This window comes from Citrobacter sp. Awk 4 (assembly GCF_028069725.1).
GTDB lineage: Bacteria > Pseudomonadota > Gammaproteobacteria > Enterobacterales > Enterobacteriaceae > Citrobacter_D.
The window spans coordinates 52,814-72,082 of record NZ_JANEWG010000023.1 but is presented as its reverse complement, the minus strand read 5'-3'; the positions used below and the strand labels follow the sequence as shown (position 1 = coordinate 72,082).

Genomic DNA, 19,269 nt, shown 5'->3' with positions numbered 1-19,269 from the left:
TGTTAGGCCTGCCGCCAGCGTTCAATCTGAGCCATGATCAAACTCTTCAATTTAAGTTTGATGCTCGTGAATTAAACTTCGTAATGAATTACGTGTTCACTCAGAGACTTGGTATTCATTTTTCGTCTTGCGACGTTAAGAATCCATGTCACTTTGAGTGCCCACACAGATTGTCTGATAAATTGTTAAAGAGCAGTGCCGCTTCGCTTTTCTCAGCGGCGCGGGGTGTGCATATTACGCCATCCCGCTACAGAGTCAAGCCTTTATTTTTGCTTTCTCTGCCGGTGTTCTCAGTGGAACCCCGCTGACCCGGCGGCTTGCGTGCCGTTGTTCCGTGTCAGTGGAGGCGCATTATAGGGAGTTATTTCCGGCTGACAAGCCAAAAATACAAAAAACTTATCAAGCGATTACTTTTCCATCAAAAATCGTAATAAACGTCTATGTTCGCCTGGTTTTTAAACAAAAACGAGCCCCGCAGGGCCCGTTTTTGTTGTTTTGCAGCTTACTGCACTGCCACGATGCGATCGTCATTGACTTCCAGACGAATCGTTTTGCCCGGAATCAACTCACCAGACAGGATTTGCTGCGCCAGCGGGTTCTCAATCTGTTGCTGGATAGCACGTTTCAATGGACGCGCCCCGTAAACCGGATCGTAGCCGTTTGCGCTAAGCAGTTTAAGCGCCTCGTCAGAGATGTGGATTTCATAGCCACGTTCTTCCAGACGTTTGTACAGACGCTGCAGCTGGATCCGGGCAATAGAAGCAATGTGTTTTTCGCCAAGCGGATGGAATACCACTACTTCATCTATACGGTTAATGAATTCCGGGCGGAAGTTGTGACTGACCACTCCCAGCACTATGTCTTTCATATGCCCGTAATCCAGTTCACCGAAACGTTCCTGAATCAGATCGGAACCGAGATTAGAGGTCATAATGACCACCGTATTACGGAAATCGACCGTTCTCCCCTGCCCGTCCGTCAGGCGGCCATCGTCCAGCACCTGCAACAGAATGTTGAACACATCCGGGTGTGCCTTTTCGACTTCATCCAGCAGGATAACGGAATAAGGACGACGACGTACCGCTTCTGTCAGGTAACCCCCTTCTTCATATCCCACATATCCCGGAGGTGCACCGACCAGGCGAGACACAGAGTGTTTCTCCATAAACTCGGACATATCGATACGCACCATTGCGTCATCGCTGTCGAACATAAAGTTGGCCAGCGCTTTACACAGTTCGGTTTTACCAACACCGGTCGGTCCGAGGAACAGGAACGAACCAATCGGCCGGTTCGGATCGGACAGACCCGCACGGCTACGACGAATCGCGTTCGATACCGCCTCAACCGCTTCATTCTGACCAATTACGCGGTTATGCAGATCTTGCTCCATACGCAGCAGTTTCTCACGCTCGCCTTCAAGCATTCTGGCAACCGGGATACCGGTCCAGCGCGCCAGCACTTCGGCAATTTCCGCATCTGTCACTTTATTACGCAACAGGCGCATGGTTTTACCTTCAGACTGAGTGGCTGCTTCCAGCTGTTTTTCCAGTTCTGGAATTTTGCCGTACTGAAGCTCAGACATCCGCGCCAGATCGCCGACACGACGCGCCTGTTCAATGGCGATTTTCGCCTGTTCCAGTTCAGCTTTAATGGTTTGTGTTCCGGAGAGTGATGCTTTCTCGGCTTTCCACTCTTCTTCCAGCGCCGAATACTGACGTTCTTTGTCGTCCAGTTCTTCGTTGAGCATATCTAGGCGTTTTTTGCTCGCCTCATCAGACTCTTTCATCAACGCTTGCTGTTCCAGCTTTAACTGGATGATACGGCGATCGAGTCTGTCCAGCTCTTCCGGCTTGGAATCAATCTGCATACGAATGCTGGATGCAGCCTCATCAATAAGGTCGATAGCTTTATCCGGCAGTTGACGATCCGAAATATAACGATGCGACAGCGTCGCCGCCGCCACAATAGCCGGGTCAGTGATCTGCACATGGTGATGCAGCTCGTAACGTTCTTTCAGGCCACGCAGAATCGCGATGGTATCTTCCACTGACGGCTCGGCAACAAACACCTTCTGGAAACGACGCTCGAGCGCCGCATCTTTTTCGATGTACTGGCGATACTCATCCAGCGTCGTCGCGCCCACGCAGTGCAGTTCACCACGCGCCAGTGCTGGTTTCAGCATGTTCCCGGCGTCCATTGCACCGTCCGCTTTCCCCGCGCCGACCATGGTGTGCAATTCGTCGATAAACAGGATGACGTTGCCTTCCTGTTTTGAAAGGTCGTTAAGTACACCTTTCAGGCGTTCTTCAAACTCACCACGGTATTTGGCCCCGGCCACCAGCGCTCCCATATCCAGCGCCAGTACACGACGGCCTTTTAGCCCTTCAGGGACTTCACCATTAATGATGCGCTGTGCCAAACCTTCAACAATCGCTGTTTTACCCACCCCAGGCTCACCGATGAGTACCGGGTTGTTTTTGGTACGGCGTTGCAGTACCTGAATGGTACGGCGAATTTCTTCATCACGGCCGATAACCGGATCGAGTTTGCCTTGTTCAGCACGCTCGGTCAGATCGACAGTGTATTTTTTCAAGGCCTGGCGTTGGTCTTCAGCCCCTTGATCGTTCACGCTTTCACCTCCACGCATTTGTTCAATTGCCTGAGTGATATTGGCGGTTGTCGCCCCAGCCGATTTCAATAAGTCGGTCAGCGTACCGCGAGACTCAAGCGCCGCCAGAACGAACAGTTCCGACGAAATAAAGTTGTCTCCACGTTTTTGCGCCAGCTTGTCGCAAAGATTCAGTACACGCACCAGATCCTGAGACGGTTGCACGTCGCCGCCTGTACCTTCTACTTGCGGCAGACGGCTTAGCGCTTGATCAATCGCAGTGCGTAACTGGCCAGCATTAATGCCGGAAGATGTTAATAAAGGACGAACCGATCCCCCTTCCTGATTCAGCAAGGCGCTCATTAAATGAAGTGGTTCGATGAATTGGTTGTCGTGCCCCAGTGCAAGGGACTGGGCATCGGCGAGTGCAAGCTGGAATTTATTAGTAAGACGATCCAGACGCATAACTCCTCCCATAACAGGTCAAAATTGCTACTGGAGATTAAATGAGGTCATCCCTCAATTATTCAAGGTGAATGACCTGAATTATGTGAAAAGAAAATTACACGAACCGGATCGTCTTGATTCTTTAGGTTATATCAGCCAAATAAAACTTGCCATCCGACCAGTGGTCTTGTCGCGGCGATAAGAGAAGAATGTCTCACTTTCGCTATAGGTACAGCGGTCGCCACCATAAATTTCGGTGATCCCAACGTTTGTCAGGCGTTGACGTGCAAGCTGATAAATATCAGCCAGATATTTTTCTCCGCGAGGCAAAAAGGCAGAGTGCGCATTCGCGTCTTTCAGCATAAACGCGTCACGGACTTCTGGCCCCACCTCAAAAGCCGCGGGGCCGATGGCAGGGCCTAACCAGGCCATAATGTTTGCCGGTTTATCCGCAAAGCAGGCAACCGTTTCTTCCAGTACGCCTTCACACAATCCACGCCACCCCGCGTGGGCTGCCGCCACTTCCGTTCCGGCGCGATTACAAAACAGCACGGGCAGGCAATCCGCCGTCATCACCGCGCAAACGGTGCCTGGCGTATTGCTGTACGATGCATCAGCCCTTTTAGAATCATAAGGCGCGCCGGTCAGTTTCAGCACATCCTTGCCGTGCACTTGCTCCAGCCAGACCGGTTTCGAAGGCAGATTGCCCGCAGTAAACAGGCGTTTTCGGTTCTCTTCGACATGCTCCAAGTTATCGCCACAATGGGCGCCCAGATTCAGCGAATTGTAAGGAGGCAAACTGACGCCCCCAATACGTGTCGAACTACAGGCCGCAACGCCTTTCGGCAGCGGCCACTGCGGGACAATTAGCTTACTCATAACCAGGCAACATCATCCTTATGTTCTTCAAAATCAGCGCGCATGACTTCAATAAGTTCGACCATATCCTGCGGGATCGGCGCATGCCACTCCATTTCGATACCGGAGATAGGGTGATACAGACGCAGCATGGTGGCATGCAGTGCCTGACGATCGAACTTACGCAACGTCGAAATGAAAGCTTCAGATGCCCCTTTAGGTGGGCGCGGACGACCGCCATACACCTGATCGCCCACCAGCGGATGGGTAATATGCGCCATGTGCACGCGGATCTGGTGCGTACGTCCGGTTTCCAGACGCAGCCGCAGACGCGTGTGCACACGGAAGTGTTCCATAATACGGTAGTGAGTCACTGCCGGTTTACCCATTGGATGCACTGACATATGCGTACGTTTGGTTGGATGACGGCTGATCGGTTCTTCTACCGTACCACCCGCAGTCATATGACCAATCGCCACGGCTTCGTACTCACGCGTGATTTCACGCAGCTGTAACGACTCCACCAGACGCGTTTGCGCCGGGACGGTTTTTGCAACAACCATTAATCCGGTGGTGTCTTTATCCAGACGGTGAACAATCCCCGCACGCGGGACATCCGCGATTGGCGGGTAGTAATGCAGTAACGCATTCAGTACCGTGCCATCAGGATTCCCCGCACCGGGATGCACCACGAGGTCACGTGGTTTGTTGATGACAAGAATGTCGTCATCTTCATAGACGATATCCAGCGGGATATCTTGCGCTTCAAAACGAATTTCTTCGTCAATTTCAGCATTGATGGAGACGCGTTCTCCGCCCAATACTTTTTCTTTCGGTTTATCGCAAAGATGCCCATTTACCAGCACGCGCTGGTCGAGGATCCATTCTTTTATGCGTGAACGCGAATAATCAGGGAACAATTCGGCCAAAGCCTGATCTAAGCGTTGACCGAGCTGATTTTCGGAGACTGTTGCGGTGAGTTCTACTCGTTGTGCCATAAACTGCTTCTTCGTTTAACGTTGGGTTTTACGGCTTTGCCGTTTAATATAGTGTGCTATTGTAGCTGGTCTTAACCGGGAGCAGGAACAGAGAATCTCCCGTATTACATTTTGAGGAAAGTCAAAACGTCATGACGCGCATGAAATATCTGGTGGCAGCAGCCACGTTGAGCCTGTTTTTGGCGGGTTGCTCTGGTTCAACGGAAGAGGTGCCCGATAATCCGCCTAATGAAATCTACGCGACTGCTCAGCAAAAGCTGCAGGACGGTAACTGGAAACAGGCAATAACGCAATTGGAAGCGTTGGATAACCGTTATCCATTTGGACCGTATTCCCAGCAGGTGCAGTTGGATCTCATCTACGCCTACTACAAAAACGCCGATCTGCCACTGGCTCAGGCTGCTATCGATCGTTTTATCCGTCTTAACCCAACGCACCCAAATATTGATTATGTCATGTATATGCGCGGCCTGACCAATATGGCGCTGGATGACAGTGCGCTGCAAGGCTTCTTTGGTGTTGATCGCAGCGATCGCGATCCACAACACGCCCGAGCTGCATTCAACGATTTCTCAAAACTGGTGCGCGGCTATCCGAACAGCCAATACACAACCGATGCTACCAGGCGTCTGGTGTTCCTGAAAGATCGTCTGGCGAAATACGAATACTCTGTTGCCGATTATTACACTGCGCGCGGCGCATGGATTGCCGTCGTGAACCGCGTTGAAGGAATGCTGCGCGACTACCCGGATACCCAGGCAACGCGTGATGCTCTGCCGCTGATGGAAAATGCCTATCGTCAGTTGCAGATGAATGCTCAGGCTGACAAAGTGGCGAAAATCATTGCTGCTAACAGCAGCAACACCTGATTCATCTCCGAACGCAAAACGGCAGCCCAATGGCTGCCGTTTTTTTGTCCATAAGCGCCGCGACTGAAGCGGTTTAGCGGCAGCACATCCTATCAAATATGGCCTGCTTTCAGGTATTCCTCAAGTAAAAGATCCCCTGTTCCTGCGATGCCTCACAAAAAGATATCCTTGACAAAAAGTGACAAAAAAACGTGATTTAAATCACACATTTTGACATTAGGAACGGTATGCTGGGTTCACCAAGACGGGAAAGACAAGAGGTAAAATTTATGACAATGAACATTACCAGTAAACAAATGGAAATTACTCCGGCAATTCGCCAGCATGTCGCAGACCGTCTCTCCAAACTGGATAAATGGCAAACTCACTTAATTAATCCACATATCATTCTGTCTAAGGAGCCACAGGGTTTCACTGCTGACGCCACTATTAATACGCCGAACGGACATCTGGTCGCCAGCGCAAAACACGAAGATATGTACACCGCCATTAATGATTTGATCAACAAGCTGGAACGGCAGCTCAATAAAGTGCAGCACAAAGGCGAAGCCCGTCGTGCAACAACTTCAGTAAAAGACGCCAACTTCGTCGAAGCAGAAGAAGAGTAGTCCCTTACATTGAGTGTATCGCCAACGCGCCTTCGGGCGCGTTTTTTGTTGACAGGGTTAAAACAGAGCGGGTACTTTACTCTGGTCACCAAAGGAAAATAACATGAAACTAACCCCGTTTTTCTTCGCATTCTTTTTTACCTTCCCCTGAATGGGAGGCGTTTCGTCGTGTGAAAAAGAATGCGAAGACGAACAACAAGGCCTCCCAAACCGGGGGGCCTTTTTTATTGATAACAAGAAAGGCAACACTATGACATCGGAAAACCCGTTACTGGTACTGCGAGAGAAGATCAGCTCGCTGGATGAAAAATTGCTGGCCTTGCTAGCCGAGCGTCGTGAATTGGCGGTTGAAGTGGGCAAAGCCAAACTGCTCTCTCATCGCCCGGTGCGCGATATCGACCGTGAACGTGATTTGCTGGACAGATTGATCACGCTCGGCAAAGCGCATCATCTTGATGCGCACTATATCACCCGCCTGTTCCAGCTCATTATTGAAGACTCCGTACTCACCCAACAGGCGCTGCTGCAGCAGCATCTGAATAAGATTAACCCTCACTCTGCGCGCATTGCTTTCCTGGGGCCAAAAGGTTCCTACTCTCATCTCGCCGCCCGCCAGTATGCCGCCCGTCACTTTGAGCAATTTATCGAAAGCGGTTGTGCAAAATTTGCCGATATCTTTAATCAGGTTGAAACCGGACAAGCAGATTACGCCGTCGTACCGATTGAAAACACCAGTTCCGGCGCTATCAACGACGTTTACGATCTCCTGCAACACACGACGCTGTCTATCGTCGGTGAGATGACTATCACTATCGACCACTGTGTGCTGGTTTCTGGTACGACGGATTTGAATACTATCGAAACGGTATACAGCCATCCGCAACCGTTCCAGCAGTGCAGCAAGTTCCTGAGCCGTTACCCACACTGGAAAATCGAATACACCGAAAGTACCTCAGCAGCAATGGAAAAAGTGGCGCAGGCAAACTCTCCACACGTAGCTGCGCTGGGAAGTGAAGCTGGCGGTGTATTACACGGTTTGCAGGTACTTGAACGTATTGAAGCGAATCAGACGCAAAATATTACCCGCTTCGTCGTACTAGCGCGCAAAGCAATCAACGTTTCCGATCAGGTTCCGGCAAAAACAACGCTGTTGATGGCAACCGGCCAACAGGCGGGAGCACTGGTTGAAGCGCTGTTGGTACTGCGCAACCACAATCTGATCATGACCCGTCTGGAATCGCGTCCGATCCACGGTAATCCGTGGGAAGAGATGTTTTACCTCGACATCCAGGCTAACCTGGAATTACCGGAGATGCAGAAAGCCCTGAAGGAACTGGGAGAGATCACCCGTTCAATGAAGGTCCTGGGTTGTTATCCCAGCGAGAACGTGGTGCCAGTGGATCCGACCTGAAACAAAAGTCAGTTTGCCGGATAGCACTACGCTTATCCGGCCTACAATTTCATGCAATTTTTGTAGGCCTGATAAGACGCGCCAGCGTTGCCATCAGGCAGCTTACTTACTGACGGCTATCATTTGCCTGACGTAACAGCGTGCGACTTTCACTCTGGAAGCGTTTGGCATAATCACCAAACCAGTGCTCTACCTTACGGAAGCTGTCAATAAAGGCCTGTTTATCGCCCTGCTCCAGCAACTCAATGGCTTCACCAAAACGCTTATAGTAACGCTTGATCAACGCAAGGTTGCTTTCTGACGACATAATAATATCAGCATACAACTGCGGATCCTGAGCGAACAGGCGTCCCACCATTGCCAGTTCAAGGCGATAAATAGGCGAAGAAAGCGCCAGCAACTGTTCAAGCTGGACATTCTCCTCTGCTAAATGCAGCCCGTAAGCGAAGGTCGCAAAATGGCGCAACGCCTGAATAAACGCCATATTTTGATCGTGTTCGACAGCGCTGATACGGTGCAGGCGTGCTCCCCAGACCTGAATTTGTTCCAGGAACCACTGATAGGCCTCCGGCTGGCGACCATCGCACCAAACCACCACCTGTTTTGCCAGACTGCCGCTGTCCGGACCAAACATCGGATGCAGACCAAGAACCGGTCCGGCGTGCGCCGCCAGCATCGCCTGCAACGGACCGTTTTTCACTGATGCCAGATCGACCAGAATGCAGTCGGCCGGTAAACGCGGTAATTTTGCGATCACCTGTTCGGTAACGTGGATCGGCACGCTGACAATCACCATCCCGGCATCTGCAACAATCTCCTGTGCACGATCCCAGTCTTGCTGCTCAAGGATGCGTACCTGATACCCTGAAAGGGTGAGCATTTTCTCGAACAGTTGCCCCATTTGACCGGCGCCGCCGACAATAACCACCGGGCGCAGAGAAGGGCAAAGAGTCTTAAACCCTTTGTCATTCTCACTGGAGTAAGACTCACGCATGACCCGGCGCAGCACATCTTCGATGAGATCGGGCGGAACCCCCATCGCCTGAGCCTCAGCACGACGCGAAGCCAACATCGTGGCCTCACGTTCAGGTACGTAAATCGGCAATCCAAAGCGGCTTTTGACTTCACCGACTTCAGCCACCAATTCCAGACGGCGCGCCAGCAAATCCAGCAGCGCCTTATCCACTTCATCTATTTGATCGCGTAACGCGGTCAACTCAGCAACCATAACAAGCCTCTTATGCTACACGCGCCGCCAGATGACCGTTCAAATTTCCACGAATTTCACGCAGCAGTGCGTCAGTGGTTTCCCAGCTAATACACGCATCTGTCACAGACACACCGTATTTCATATCGCTGCGCGGCTGCTCAGAAGATTGGTTGCCTTCGTGAATATTACTTTCAATCATTAAACCAATGATTGAGCGATTTCCATCTTTAATCTGCGCAACCACAGACTCAGCCACGGCAGGCTGACGGCGGTAATCTTTATTCGAGTTACCATGGCTGCAATCTACCATCAGAGAAGGATGCAGTCCTGCCTGTTCCATCTCTTTTTCGCATTGTGCGACATCGGCAGGGCTGTAGTTAGGCGCTTTGCCGCCGCGCAGTATCACATGGCCATCAGGATTACCCTGAGTCTGCAACAGCGCGACCTGACCCGCCTGATTGATCCCGACGAAACGGTGCGACTGTGCCGCAGCACGCATCGCATTGATCGCGGTCGCCAGACTGCCATCCGTACCATTTTTAAACCCAACCGGCATAGAAAGACCCGATGCCATTTCGCGGTGAGTTTGAGATTCAGTGGTACGAGCGCCAATGGCGGACCAACTGAACAGATCGCCCAGGTATTGCGGGCTGTTAGGATCCAACGCCTCGGTAGCCAATGGCAGTCCCAGATTGACCAGATCAACCAGTAGCTGACGCGCAATTTTCAATCCGGCTTCCACATCAAAAGAGCCATCCATATGGGGATCGTTAATCAACCCTTTCCAGCCAACGGTAGTACGGGGTTTTTCAAAATAGACGCGCATCACCAGGTAGAGGCTATCGCTGACCTCTTCGGCAAGGGCTTTAAATCGACGAGCATATTCCAGCGCAGTTTCAGGATCATGAATAGAACAGGGTCCACACACCACCAGCAGACGAGGATCGCGACCAGCGATAATGTCAGAGATGATTTTGCGTGACTGGGCGATTTGCGCCTCTTGTGACAAACTCAGCGGGAACTCCGCTTTCAGTTGTTCTGGCGTCATCAGAACCTGTTCGTCAGTGATGTGTACGTTGTTCAGCGCGTCTTTTTGCATGATGGTGATCCTGTTTAGCTCGTTTGCGATAGTTTTCCTCAGCGAGGATGACGTAACGATAACACAACAAGTAAAGATTTCAATCCATATTCCGTAAATATTAATTTACAGCATTCAATTTTAGCGCAACTGATCAGCGCATTTCCGTACCAATAAATTTACACCATAATATTTATTCATCCGCTATGCTTTGAAAAACACAGGAGCACAGGCAATGAAGCGATTCGCGGGCGCGCTACTCACACTATTTCTCAGCGGATGTCAGATAAATCCTTATACGTTCTCCCCAACCTGGACCGGTACTGACTGGTACGATGCCGGAATTGAAGATGCCATTGCAGGATATGCCGTTAAAGATAATGACATGCTTGCCGATACCTTTAATGACCCGGAAGTCGACCGGACGCAATACCTTAAAGGCTATGCGGAAGGTCAGCGAAAAACCTGTAAGCAAGATTTAGCGTATGCCAGAGGCCTCGCAGGGAAAACATTCCCTGCGAGCTGCGACACCGTAGAAAATGCCAGTGAGATACGCAACGCCTGGCAAAAAGGGACTGACGAAGGTGCAAGCGCCATGCGGCTCAATTAATAAAAACCTTCCGGATAAATATTGCATAAGATTGACCTTAAGAGACATCTATTACCTGTATGGTGTAATGACTATCAGGCAAAATACTGTTATTTTGTTGTAAACGATCACGGATGTATTTAAATGCTTTACGACTGATGCTGGTGAGGACCTGTTCATGATATTTTCTCACCGACTCATATTACTGCTAACGCTATTACTGGCAGGATTGCCACTTTGCGCTGCGAGCATGACAGACGAAGCCAAATCTGTGCGTTCGATAGTTTCTGGCATCGTCAGCTATACACGCTGGCCTTCGTTATCAGAAGCACCAAGGTTGTGTATTTTCTCCTCGTCTCGTTTCACCAGCGAACTTGGAGATAGTCATTCGGGGTCATTACCCTACCAGCCTGTTATCATCCGCTCGGAACAGGAAGCTCTGACCGCGCGTTGCGATGGTTTTTATTTCGGAAATGAATCCCCTACTTATCAAGTGGAATTAACGAATAAATATCCTTCTAAGGCATTGTTATTAATTGCAGAACAAAATCCCGAGTGTATTATCGGCAGCGCTTTTTGTTTGATTATTAACAATAATGAAGTCAGATTCTCCGTTAATCTGGATGCCCTCTCGCGCAGTGGCGTCAGAGTAAATCCGGACGTATTGATGCTTGCACGGAATCAAAAGCATGGATAAGGAGCGCACCTCAATCACGCGACCGACGTTCAAACGAACATTGCGGCGCATCAGCATGATAAGCGTTGTGGTGACGATGACCCTGATCTGGTTGCTGCTGTGTGTAGCGTCCGTCTTGACGCTGAAACAGTATGCGCAAAAAAATCTGGATCTGACCGCCGCCACCATGACCCACAGCCTTGAGGCTGCGCTGGTGTTTTCTGATGGGACTGCTGCTGCAGAAACGCTGGCAGCATTGGGGCGACAAGGCCAATTTTCAGCGGCAGAAGTCCGCGATAAAAATCAAAAATTACTCGCAGCGTGGCATTACAATGCCAGGGCCTCAAATGACAAACTGAACAGTTTAGTCAGCCACTGGCTGTTCCCATTACCGGTCACTCAACCCGTCTGGCATAACGGCAATGTGATCGGCGAAGTTCGCCTGACCGCCCGTGACAGTCTCATCAGCCATTTTATCTGGCTGTCTTTGGCGGTCCTTACCGGCTGTATTTTACTGGCGGCAGGCATTGCGATTCTTCTCACCCGTTATTTACACAATGGCGTGGTTGACGCACTGCAAAATATCACCGAGGTTGTACACGACGTTCGCACTAATCGTAATTTCTCACGCCGGGTTTCCGAAGAGCGCATTGAAGAATTTCATCTGTTTGCGCAGGATTTCAATAGCCTGCTTGATGAGATGGAAGAGTGGCAATTACGATTGCAGGCTAAAAATGCCCAGTTGTTGCGTACTGCACTGCACGATCCGTTGACCGGCCTTGCGAATCGGGCCGCATTTCGCAGCAGTATTAACGCATTGATGAACGATAATTCCGCCCGCAATAGCTCGGCATTATTATTCCTGGATGGCGATAATTTTAAATTTATTAATGACACCTGGGGTCATGCCGCCGGTGACCGCGTTTTAATTGATGTAGCAAAAAGGCTGGCGGAATTTGGCGGTAATCGCCATCACCCTTACCGACTCGGTGGGGACGAATTTGCCATGGTGCTGTATGGGGTTCATTCAGAATATGAAGTCCAGCGCATTTGCGCCGCACTCTCGCAAGAGTTTAATCGACCTTTTGATCTACATAATGGGCATCTGGCGAACATGACGCTGAGTATTGGTTTTGCCCTGACGTGGGAAAATGCGACTGCTGAAAAATTACAAGAATTGGCCGATCGTAATATGTATCTGGCTAAACATCAGCGTGCTGAACGCTGAATTAAATAATAAGGAATTACACACATGATGAAGCGTTTTTTTTCTCCACTGATTCTGGCCACGTTGATTCTGACGGGGTGTCAGGCACAGCCGCAAGGCAAATTTACCCCCGAGCAGATTGCAGCGATGAAGTCATACGGATTTACCGAATCTGACGGAGACTGGTCTTTGGGCCTTTCCGATACCATCCTGTTTGATAAAAATGACTACAAACTGCGCCCTGAGAGCCAAAAGCAGATCCAAAGTATGGCCTCCCGATTATCGTCGACCGGGCTGAACCATGCCCGTCTGGACGGTCACACGGATAACTACGGCGAAGACAGCTACAACGAAGCGTTATCGCTCAAACGTGCAAATGTAGTGGCAGATGCCTGGGCTCAAGGTGCGAACATTCCGCGAACGAATCTGACGACGCAGGGTTTAGGCAAAAAATACCCGGTCGCCAGTAATCAAACGTCAAAAGGTCGTGCTGAAAACCGTCGTGTTGCCATCGTCATCAGCACGCCTTAATTATTCGTCGGCTGACTGCGCCAGGAGAGCACGAGATGCACTGAACCAGCGCAGCCAGTCAACAACCATAAACAGTAAGAGGCTAATCCCCAATACCGGCATCGCAATCCCCAGAACGACAGCCAGCACCACCAGGCTGGCCCTTCCCTGCCAGCTTATCGCGAGAATCCCCTGAACAAGCGTCTGAGCGGGATTAACCTCTGAGTGTGCAGGGCGACGGATCCACCACAGTCGGTAGCCGACCATAATCATCAGACACAGTCCAACCCCGAACGCGATCAATGCGAGCTGGTTTAACACGCCAAACAGTATCCCCATATGAAAATCCACCCCCCAGCGCGTCAGCTTCGCCATGAGCGGAAAATCGGAAAAATGCGTACGATCGAGAACGCGCAAGGTTTGCGGATCCACAGACACAGCATCGACCTGCGTGGGCCATCGACGATCAATTTCCGTCACCGTCCAGCCATGCTGCGTGTCCTTTGGCGGTCGGATCTCCAGCCGTCTGGCATCAATTCCTGATGCCTGCGCAACATGCAACACAGCATCAAACGCGTTTGCATCAACGCTTTTTGCAGGCATTGCCATTCCCACAGGGTATGCATGATGACTGGCATGTTCATCCTGCATTGGCATAACGCCATCCCGTTGTGTGTTCAACGGTGGTGTTAGCCATCCCAAAGTGGCACGCATTTTATCGACATTGCCGCCAGCCCACTGCGACCATGTCAGGCCGGTTGCCGAGAAAAGCAGCATACCGACGAACAATAACCATCCCAGCATGACATGCAGACGGCGATGATTCTGTACGCGGTTTTTCAGCCGACGTTTAGGGCGGGTAAAATACCAGAGCGTAATGCCCCCCAGCGCCGCCACCCACATCCAGGAGGCGGCCAGCTCGCTATAAATTCTCCCGGCATTGCCGAGTAGCAAAGAGCTGTGCGCATAATCGATCCACTGTCGCAACGGCAAAATACCGCTGGTGCCATAGACGGTCATATCGCCTTTTACCGCCAGCGTAATCGGATCAATAAAAATTGCCCGGTTCTCAGACGTATTCAGTGCAGGATCGGCAAACATGACGCGTGTCGTTTGCCCCGCTTCCAGAGCCGGACGCACTGCATGCAATCGCAAATCTCCACCGGTTACCTGTTCAGCAATGGCGATTTGAGCCGCCAGCGGTTGTACCTCACCCTGTACAGTGCCTTGCAACGCTTGCGAATAGAGCGCCTCCTCCAGTTGAGGAGTCGCAACATAAAGCGTCCCAGTTAAGGCCGCCACGAAAATAAATGGCCCGACAAACAGACCTATATAGAAATGAAGACGTCGCAGCAAGGTAATCCATGCCGCGCGCGGAGTGCAGGTTGTCATACTTTTCCTCAGAACAAGCAAAAGAGTGTCGTGACGCTTTCGCGCACAAACTTATTGTAAGAATCAGCAATTAGCAGACCTGCACGGCGGCGCGCGCGTATCGGGAAAAAGCCAGGGAAAGAAATGCCAGTGCTTAACAATTGGTCGCGGGGGCGGACTTTTCTGCTGGAGCAGTATTGCGCACAGCAGAAGCACTATCGCCAGAATCAGCCCTGGAACATGCGCGAACAAGGCACAATAGCCGCACGCTTCCCCCTGGTCGGAGGGCATCGTTGCGGGCGCGGATCGCTGATGATGTGCATCCTGCTCAGACATCATGCTCATCCCATGATGCATGCCCGGCATCGTACTCATCGGGTCTTTTTGCAGAGAAACAGAGATCAGCGGCGCCACCACAACCAGCAGGATCGCGAACAGCGCGAGCAATGCCGCGTTGTAGTGATAACCTGACTGGCGAAATGTCCCAATCCCCACAATACCTCCTGCAATGACGGAGGCATTGTAAATGATACATGACTAAAAAGTTAACAAAATGAACTAGCAAGCCATAAAAAAAGGGCCAGCCAATTGGCCAGCCCTTTTTAACAGGATGTCGCCTGAGCGATATCTTAGTTAAGACGCTCCTATTCACACCCCATCAAAAACAACAACTTACCATATAAAACAACTAGTTAAGTTAATTTTTAATGCAGTGAATTGTAGTGTTATGCAACCTCTGCCGCCACATTGTCGCCAACGTACAACGAAAGAGGATTGAGAGAGACTGCTTGCTCTAAATGGTCAGGAGCAAAGTGCGCGTATCTCATTGTTTCGCGAATGTTGGAATGCCCGAGGATTTTCTGCAGCACCAGTATGTTTCCGCCGTTCATCATAAAATGCGCACCAAAAGTATGTCGTAGAACGTGCGTCTTCTGTCCTTCCGTCAGTTCGATATTCGTGAGTTTGAGCATCTTTTTAAATTCCTGATAGCAGGGTTTAAACATTCTGCCCTGACGCTCAGCCAACTCGTCATACAACCATTTAGGAATGGGAACGGTGCGGTTCTTCTTACCTTTTGTTTTTGTGAATGTCAGTTTGCAGGGAGAGAGTTGCGGCCGCGTCAACCTCTCGGCCTCCCCCCATCTTGCGCCGGTGGCAAGACAGACTTTGACAATCATCGTTAGATCCTCTTTGCCGTATTGCTCGCAGGCTCGAAACAGCTCAGGGATTTGAGAAAGAGTTAGCCAGGACATTTCTTTCTCAGCTTCTTTGAATATGCGAACCCCTTCCAGTGGGTTGGGTAAACTCCACTCCCCTAACCGCCGCAGCTCATTAAACACAGCTATAAGATATTGCTGCTCACGATTCACGGTTATTGGTTTGGCGACCCATTTCGCCGGGTCTTTATGATATCCGTTGTCTATTTCACCACGGAGTCGACGGTCGCGGTAATGAGCCCAATCTTTAGCGGTAAAGCGGGATGCAATAGGGTCGCCCAAGCCATTACAAACAATTTGTAGCTTTGCCAACCGCGACTTACTGGCGACCAAGGCCTGACCGTGTAGATTATGCCAAAGTTGGATAAGCTCGCTTAGGCGTCGGCGGTCTTCTTTCTTGCCGAGCCACGGCTTATCTTCACTCTCATTTTTGGTAAATGCTTCGAATGCCTCGGCCTCTCCTTTGGTATTGAATTGTCGACGTATACGCCGCCCTTCCCTACCGTTTGGATAAAGCTCACATAACCATTTACCGTTTTTCTGCTTGCTAACAGTCATAAAGTACCCATGAGCACATAACTAAACCGTCAAATAAAATTGTTCGTCCCATTCTTCCGTAGTAAATAACTCACCAGTATCACGAAGTGTAATCCCATCAACAATCCTATCTATTCTAAATGTTCGATATTGTTTTCTGCTGTGGCAATACCCTTCAATATATAAACCGTCAAACTTCTTAACATCAACCTCTCTATATTTAACCGTGCCGTTTGTGTTCTCATATGTAAAAGCTATTTTTAGCAAATGATTATGCTTATTCAAATCAACCTGATTTCTAAATACAACATCCTCAGAATCATCGTGGCTCACACTTTCGGTTTTATTATATGAGGCTGACTTTGCAGGTGTAGCTGCATTCTGTTTTTTAGGATAGAAAAGGACTACCACACCAACAATCAGTAGTACAATACCTATCTCCTCATAGTCTGAAGATACAATAGTCCCACCTGCATACAGAAAATACCAAAGCGCGCATATAGATTTTAAAATCTTTGTTTTAGTATTTTGCGCCTTAGAGCAAATTCTGATAATAGCGTAGATGGCAAGCGCTATTGAAAGTATGCTGATTAGTACATCCATTATATATGCTTCTCCAAAGTAAAAATTATCACCCCTGAAGGGGTAATGTCAGACAAGTTACATTCAAACTCCGCAAACTTATTCGATAGCCTTGCCTTTCCACCAGGCAACCTGACTACATCAAAAACATCGAGCGCGCCGTCAATGCTAATTAGCCAGCGGCCATTGGCAATGTTTGAGGCAGAGCAATCAACAAGCCAAGACGAATTAACCCCTTCAACAAAGACTAAATTCTCAGCGCTTGCCGGAATCATTGATGGATCAGGGTGCCACGTTCCAGCGTCCCTAAGCTCACCAGATTCAAGCCGAGACTTTTTAATAGTGCGGCCAGATGAGACCGTTTCCCTATTAACTCGCATTTGCCCCTTACCAGTCGCTAACCATTCAAGCGACACATCAGTATCAAGAGCACATGCAACGACTACATCGCCCGGGAAAAAATCACGCCTTACCCATGTGCTGATTGTGCCTGAGGAAATGCCAAGCAAATCGCCTAACTCCTTCTGCATGCTAAAGCCGTAGGCATCAAGAATCCTACGCAAAACGGTTTTCCCACCATTCGTCATAATCTCGTCATAAAGCTCTTTGCCTTTTAACTTGCAACCAACCCGCTCGTAATTTGAATTTGCAAGCTCACCACTTACTAGCCAATTGATATCAGCTCCAGTGTCAAGACAACACCTAACTATGACGTTGCCAGGTATTGCATCGCGTTGAACCCAGCCACTAACGCTGTGTTTGGCTATGCCTAACAGGTCAGCCAAATCCTTTTGCATCTTAACGCCATAGGCAGACATTAAGCGTTCTAACACGCCGTTAGTTGCGCCAATACGCCACTGAACATCAAGTTCAGAACTCATAAAAACCCCTATAGATAATTTTATGGGTGTTTACAGAAAACTTTTTACGATCTATAGTGACGCTCATCGACCAAGATGCACACCACTGCACTACATTTCAAACAACAGGAGATAATGCGATATGTCAGATGCAAAATCAATCTCGACGCACGACTCGCAAAACTCACAAAATCAAACTGTGCTGTTAGACCCGACTCAGTTTGACGCCATCGTTACAGCAATGCTGCCAGCCCTGCAGACAATGATTCGCTCTGCTATGTCCGACACCATGACAGTGAAAGACTTTGCCGCCACTCGCGGCGTTAGCGAGCGTCTGGTCTGGCAATGGCTTGATGAGGGCATTCTTCTTAAAGCTCCGACCAAAGACTTTTCCAACAAAGAGGAAGCCGGTAAACGAAGCCGCACCCTCGTAAACGTAAAAGCATGGCGCGACAAACTGACTCAACAAGCGATTGATTGTCGCTACATCGACCAGCGCACCGCTCTTAACTGAATTTGATTATGCAAGTTAGAGGGAACTTAACCATGTTTGATTTTCAGATTTCCAAACATCCCCACTATGACGAAGCATGCCGGGCTTTTGCGCAGCGTCACAATATGGCGAAGCTGGCCGAGCGTGCGGGTATGAACGTTCAAACGTTACGTAACAAGCTCAACCCGGAACAGCCTCACCAGTTCACCCCGCCTGAGTTATGGCTGCTGACAGACCTGACCGAAGACTCAGCCTTAGTTGATGGTTTTTTGGCTCAGATTCATTGCCTGCCATGTGTACCGGTCAACGAACTGGCGAAAGACAAACTGCAGTCCTACGTCATGCGTGCTATGCGTGAACTGGGAGAACTGGCGAGCGGCGCGGTCTCTGATGAGCGACTGACCTCTGCCCGTAAGCACACCATGATTGAAAGCGTTAACTCTGGTATTCGCATGTTGTCTTTGTCGGCACTGGCGCTGCATGCGCGTTTGCAGACCAATCCAGCAATGACGAGTGTTGTCGATACCATGAGCGGTATTGGCGCGTCATTCGGTCTGATTTGAGGTGCTTATGCTGAAAAATGAACCATCATTCGCGTCTCTGCTCGTTAAGCAAAGCCCCGGCATGCACTTCGGTCACGGCTGGATCGCAGGTAAGGACGGCAAGCGCTGGCACCCGAGCCGCTCACAGGCTGATTTACTGGCTGGCCTGTCCACCAAAAAACAGGGGGAATCATGGCTATCGAAGCTGTTTCCGCGAATGTTCCGCTAAAGGCTGGCGAGCGTCTGGCAGGTCTCAACCACGTAGCTGAATTACGTGCGAGATATTGGGGCGATAGCTGGAAAGAGGTTGAGCGTTTTGTCGGTGATATGCGCGATAAACGCGATCCACAATTTGAAGAAAATACTCGGGCGCTGGCCGCTATTTTCTTTCTGGCAAAAATACCGGCGGCTCGTCATGAGCTCGAATTAAGTGAGCTGACTACTGACGAGAAAAAAGCATTGATTACAGCGATGAATCATTTTCGTGCAGTGGTGAGCTTATTTCCAAAACGGCTAACCATGCCGAATTAATCCAAACAGAAATTTAATGGCGTAAACCCGCCGGGCTTCTTATTGCCCGAAATCAGGAGAAATA

Annotated in this window: 23 protein-coding genes and 1 other annotated feature; of the genes, 13 read left to right on the top strand and 10 right to left on the bottom strand. The window is 49.9% G+C overall.

All coding sequences use genetic code 11. The features are described 5' to 3' along the window. A partial coding sequence (locus NNO04_RS11945) for a hypothetical protein (protein ID WP_271444819.1) occupies nucleotides 1-308 on the top strand: 308 nt, incomplete at its 5' end. A gap of 194 nt (nucleotides 309-502) precedes the next feature. Here the strand turns inward: NNO04_RS11945 and clpB are convergent. The 3 genes from clpB to rluD all read right to left on the bottom strand — a co-directional run bounded on the left by clpB (nucleotide 503) and on the right by rluD (nucleotide 4,914). After that, on the bottom strand, nucleotides 503-3,076 hold the full coding sequence (gene clpB / locus NNO04_RS11940) for an ATP-dependent chaperone ClpB (protein WP_271444818.1): 2,574 nt from the start codon (nucleotides 3,074-3,076) through the stop codon (nucleotides 503-505). 129 nt (nucleotides 3,077-3,205) lie between these two features. Then, nucleotides 3,206-3,937 carry a purine nucleoside phosphorylase YfiH gene (gene yfiH / locus NNO04_RS11935; protein ID WP_271444817.1) on the bottom strand — a complete coding sequence of 244 codons (732 nt, stop codon included), beginning with the start codon at nucleotides 3,935-3,937 and terminating at the stop codon, nucleotides 3,206-3,208. Next, complete coding sequence (gene rluD / locus NNO04_RS11930; RefSeq protein WP_271444816.1) at nucleotides 3,934-4,914, bottom strand: 23S rRNA pseudouridine(1911/1915/1917) synthase RluD; 981 nt, start codon at nucleotides 4,912-4,914, stop codon at nucleotides 3,934-3,936. Before rluD ends, yfiH begins: the two co-directional genes overlap by 4 nt. Nucleotides 4,915-5,045: 131 nt before the next feature. Between rluD and bamD the strand changes: the two genes are divergently transcribed. The 4 genes from bamD (at nucleotide 5,046) to pheA (ending at nucleotide 7,802) form a co-directional block, all read left to right on the top strand. Further along, nucleotides 5,046-5,783, top strand: a complete 738-nt coding sequence (bamD, locus tag NNO04_RS11925) for an outer membrane protein assembly factor BamD (protein WP_271444815.1) — start codon at nucleotides 5,046-5,048, stop codon at nucleotides 5,781-5,783. A 269-nt stretch (nucleotides 5,784-6,052) separates the two neighbouring features. Next, entirely contained in the window at nucleotides 6,053-6,391 is a 339-nt protein-coding gene (gene raiA, locus NNO04_RS11920; protein WP_162382704.1) for a ribosome-associated translation inhibitor RaiA, read from the top strand. 102 nt (nucleotides 6,392-6,493) lie between these two features. Beyond that, nucleotides 6,494-6,619: a sequence feature (Phe leader region), on the top strand. Beyond that, on the top strand, nucleotides 6,495-6,542 hold the full coding sequence (gene pheL, locus NNO04_RS11915) for a pheA operon leader peptide PheL (protein WP_100249759.1): 48 nt from the start codon (nucleotides 6,495-6,497) through the stop codon (nucleotides 6,540-6,542). It overlaps the preceding feature by 48 nt. 22 nt (nucleotides 6,620-6,641) lie before the next feature. Then, nucleotides 6,642-7,802, top strand: coding sequence for a bifunctional chorismate mutase/prephenate dehydratase (gene pheA / locus NNO04_RS11910; RefSeq protein WP_192613125.1), 1,161 nt, complete (start codon nucleotides 6,642-6,644; stop codon nucleotides 7,800-7,802). Between the two features lie 106 nt (nucleotides 7,803-7,908). Here the strand turns inward: pheA and tyrA are convergent, their stop codons facing one another. After that, on the bottom strand, nucleotides 7,909-9,030 hold the full coding sequence (gene tyrA, locus NNO04_RS11905) for a bifunctional chorismate mutase/prephenate dehydrogenase (RefSeq protein ID WP_271444814.1): 1,122 nt from the start codon (nucleotides 9,028-9,030) through the stop codon (nucleotides 7,909-7,911). A gap of 10 nt (nucleotides 9,031-9,040) precedes the next feature. Then, nucleotides 9,041-10,111: a 3-deoxy-7-phosphoheptulonate synthase AroF gene (gene aroF / locus NNO04_RS11900; RefSeq protein WP_162382701.1), complete on the bottom strand. Its 1,071-nt coding sequence runs from the start codon at nucleotides 10,109-10,111 to the stop codon at nucleotides 9,041-9,043. 214 nt (nucleotides 10,112-10,325) lie between these two features. On the opposite strand from aroF, the gene NNO04_RS11895 reads away from it, so the two are divergent. The 4 genes from NNO04_RS11895 to NNO04_RS11880 all read left to right on the top strand — a co-directional run bounded on the left by NNO04_RS11895 (nucleotide 10,326) and on the right by NNO04_RS11880 (nucleotide 13,093). Then, on the top strand, nucleotides 10,326-10,700 hold the full coding sequence (locus NNO04_RS11895) for a DUF2799 domain-containing protein (RefSeq protein ID WP_271444813.1): 375 nt from the start codon (nucleotides 10,326-10,328) through the stop codon (nucleotides 10,698-10,700). A 157-nt stretch (nucleotides 10,701-10,857) separates the two neighbouring features. Continuing rightward, nucleotides 10,858-11,376: a YfiR family protein gene (locus tag NNO04_RS11890; RefSeq protein ID WP_271444812.1), complete on the top strand. Its 519-nt coding sequence runs from the start codon at nucleotides 10,858-10,860 to the stop codon at nucleotides 11,374-11,376. Then, a complete protein-coding gene (gene dgcN, locus NNO04_RS11885; protein WP_271444811.1) occupies nucleotides 11,369-12,583 on the top strand; it encodes a diguanylate cyclase DgcN in 1,215 nt (404 codons plus the stop codon). Before NNO04_RS11890 ends, dgcN begins: the two co-directional genes overlap by 8 nt. Before the next feature lie 24 nt (nucleotides 12,584-12,607). Further along, a complete protein-coding gene (locus tag NNO04_RS11880) occupies nucleotides 12,608-13,093 on the top strand; it encodes an OmpA family protein (protein ID WP_271444810.1) in 486 nt (161 codons plus the stop codon). Here the strand turns inward: NNO04_RS11880 and NNO04_RS11875 are convergent, their stop codons facing one another. The 5 genes from NNO04_RS11875 to NNO04_RS11855 form a co-directional block, all read right to left on the bottom strand. Then, on the bottom strand, nucleotides 13,094-14,464 hold the full coding sequence (locus tag NNO04_RS11875) for a PepSY-associated TM helix domain-containing protein (protein ID WP_271444809.1): 1,371 nt from the start codon (nucleotides 14,462-14,464) through the stop codon (nucleotides 13,094-13,096). Between the two features lie 63 nt (nucleotides 14,465-14,527). Next, on the bottom strand, nucleotides 14,528-14,938 hold the full coding sequence (locus NNO04_RS11870) for a DUF2946 domain-containing protein (protein WP_271444808.1): 411 nt from the start codon (nucleotides 14,936-14,938) through the stop codon (nucleotides 14,528-14,530). Nucleotides 14,939-15,168: 230 nt separating this feature from the next. Beyond that, nucleotides 15,169-16,218 (bottom strand): site-specific integrase, encoded by a 1,050-nt coding sequence (locus NNO04_RS11865; RefSeq protein WP_271444807.1) that lies wholly within the window; start codon nucleotides 16,216-16,218, stop codon nucleotides 15,169-15,171. Between the two features lie 21 nt (nucleotides 16,219-16,239). Next, nucleotides 16,240-16,800 (bottom strand): WYL domain-containing protein, encoded by a 561-nt coding sequence (locus NNO04_RS11860; protein WP_271444806.1) that lies wholly within the window; start codon nucleotides 16,798-16,800, stop codon nucleotides 16,240-16,242. Beyond that, entirely contained in the window at nucleotides 16,800-17,660 is an 861-nt protein-coding gene (locus NNO04_RS11855) for a phage repressor protein CI (RefSeq protein ID WP_271444805.1), read from the bottom strand. The genes NNO04_RS11860 and NNO04_RS11855 overlap by 1 nt, the downstream gene beginning before the upstream one ends. A gap of 121 nt (nucleotides 17,661-17,781) precedes the next feature. Here NNO04_RS11855 and NNO04_RS11850 point away from each other — a divergent pair, with 121 nt between their 5' ends. The 4 genes from NNO04_RS11850 to NNO04_RS11835 are packed head-to-tail and all read left to right on the top strand — an operon-like array spanning nucleotide 17,782 to nucleotide 19,205. Beyond that, nucleotides 17,782-18,153: a hypothetical protein gene (locus NNO04_RS11850; protein ID WP_023333086.1), complete on the top strand. Its 372-nt coding sequence runs from the start codon at nucleotides 17,782-17,784 to the stop codon at nucleotides 18,151-18,153. Between the two features lie 32 nt (nucleotides 18,154-18,185). Next, nucleotides 18,186-18,695 carry a phage regulatory CII family protein gene (locus tag NNO04_RS11845; protein ID WP_271444804.1) on the top strand — a complete coding sequence of 170 codons (510 nt, stop codon included), beginning with the start codon at nucleotides 18,186-18,188 and terminating at the stop codon, nucleotides 18,693-18,695. A gap of 7 nt (nucleotides 18,696-18,702) precedes the next feature. Then, nucleotides 18,703-18,903, top strand: coding sequence for a phage filamentation protein Fil family protein (locus tag NNO04_RS11840; protein ID WP_271444803.1), 201 nt, complete (start codon nucleotides 18,703-18,705; stop codon nucleotides 18,901-18,903). After that, nucleotides 18,867-19,205: a DUF5347 domain-containing protein gene (locus tag NNO04_RS11835; RefSeq protein ID WP_271444802.1), complete on the top strand. Its 339-nt coding sequence runs from the start codon at nucleotides 18,867-18,869 to the stop codon at nucleotides 19,203-19,205. The genes NNO04_RS11840 and NNO04_RS11835 overlap by 37 nt, the downstream gene beginning before the upstream one ends. Nucleotides 19,206-19,269: the final 64 nt, after the last annotated feature.

Coding starts and splice junctions, on each gene's coding strand:
- rluD (WP_271444816.1), bottom strand. CDS start 4,914: ATGGCACAACGAGTAGAACTCACCGCAACAGTCTCCGAAAATCAGCTC.
- raiA (WP_162382704.1), top strand. CDS start 6,053: ATGACAATGAACATTACCAGTAAACAAATGGAAATTACTCCGGCAATT.
- pheA (WP_192613125.1), top strand. CDS start 6,642: ATGACATCGGAAAACCCGTTACTGGTACTGCGAGAGAAGATCAGCTCG.
- NNO04_RS11890 (WP_271444812.1), top strand. CDS start 10,858: ATGATATTTTCTCACCGACTCATATTACTGCTAACGCTATTACTGGCA.
- dgcN (WP_271444811.1), top strand. CDS start 11,369: ATGGATAAGGAGCGCACCTCAATCACGCGACCGACGTTCAAACGAACA.
- aroF (WP_162382701.1), bottom strand. CDS start 10,111: ATGCAAAAAGACGCGCTGAACAACGTACACATCACTGACGAACAGGTT.
- NNO04_RS11895 (WP_271444813.1), top strand. CDS start 10,326: ATGAAGCGATTCGCGGGCGCGCTACTCACACTATTTCTCAGCGGATGT.
- NNO04_RS11865 (WP_271444807.1), bottom strand. CDS start 16,218: ATGACTGTTAGCAAGCAGAAAAACGGTAAATGGTTATGTGAGCTTTAT.
- NNO04_RS11880 (WP_271444810.1), top strand. CDS start 12,608: ATGATGAAGCGTTTTTTTTCTCCACTGATTCTGGCCACGTTGATTCTG.
- NNO04_RS11835 (WP_271444802.1), top strand. CDS start 18,867: ATGGCTATCGAAGCTGTTTCCGCGAATGTTCCGCTAAAGGCTGGCGAG.
- yfiH (WP_271444817.1), bottom strand. CDS start 3,937: ATGAGTAAGCTAATTGTCCCGCAGTGGCCGCTGCCGAAAGGCGTTGCG.
- NNO04_RS11875 (WP_271444809.1), bottom strand. CDS start 14,464: ATGACAACCTGCACTCCGCGCGCGGCATGGATTACCTTGCTGCGACGT.
- NNO04_RS11840 (WP_271444803.1), top strand. CDS start 18,703: ATGCTGAAAAATGAACCATCATTCGCGTCTCTGCTCGTTAAGCAAAGC.
- NNO04_RS11845 (WP_271444804.1), top strand. CDS start 18,186: ATGTTTGATTTTCAGATTTCCAAACATCCCCACTATGACGAAGCATGC.
- bamD (WP_271444815.1), top strand. CDS start 5,046: ATGACGCGCATGAAATATCTGGTGGCAGCAGCCACGTTGAGCCTGTTT.
- NNO04_RS11860 (WP_271444806.1), bottom strand. CDS start 16,800: ATGGATGTACTAATCAGCATACTTTCAATAGCGCTTGCCATCTACGCT.
- NNO04_RS11850 (WP_023333086.1), top strand. CDS start 17,782: ATGTCAGATGCAAAATCAATCTCGACGCACGACTCGCAAAACTCACAA.
- clpB (WP_271444818.1), bottom strand. CDS start 3,076: ATGCGTCTGGATCGTCTTACTAATAAATTCCAGCTTGCACTCGCCGAT.
- NNO04_RS11855 (WP_271444805.1), bottom strand. CDS start 17,660: ATGAGTTCTGAACTTGATGTTCAGTGGCGTATTGGCGCAACTAACGGC.
- tyrA (WP_271444814.1), bottom strand. CDS start 9,030: ATGGTTGCTGAGTTGACCGCGTTACGCGATCAAATAGATGAAGTGGAT.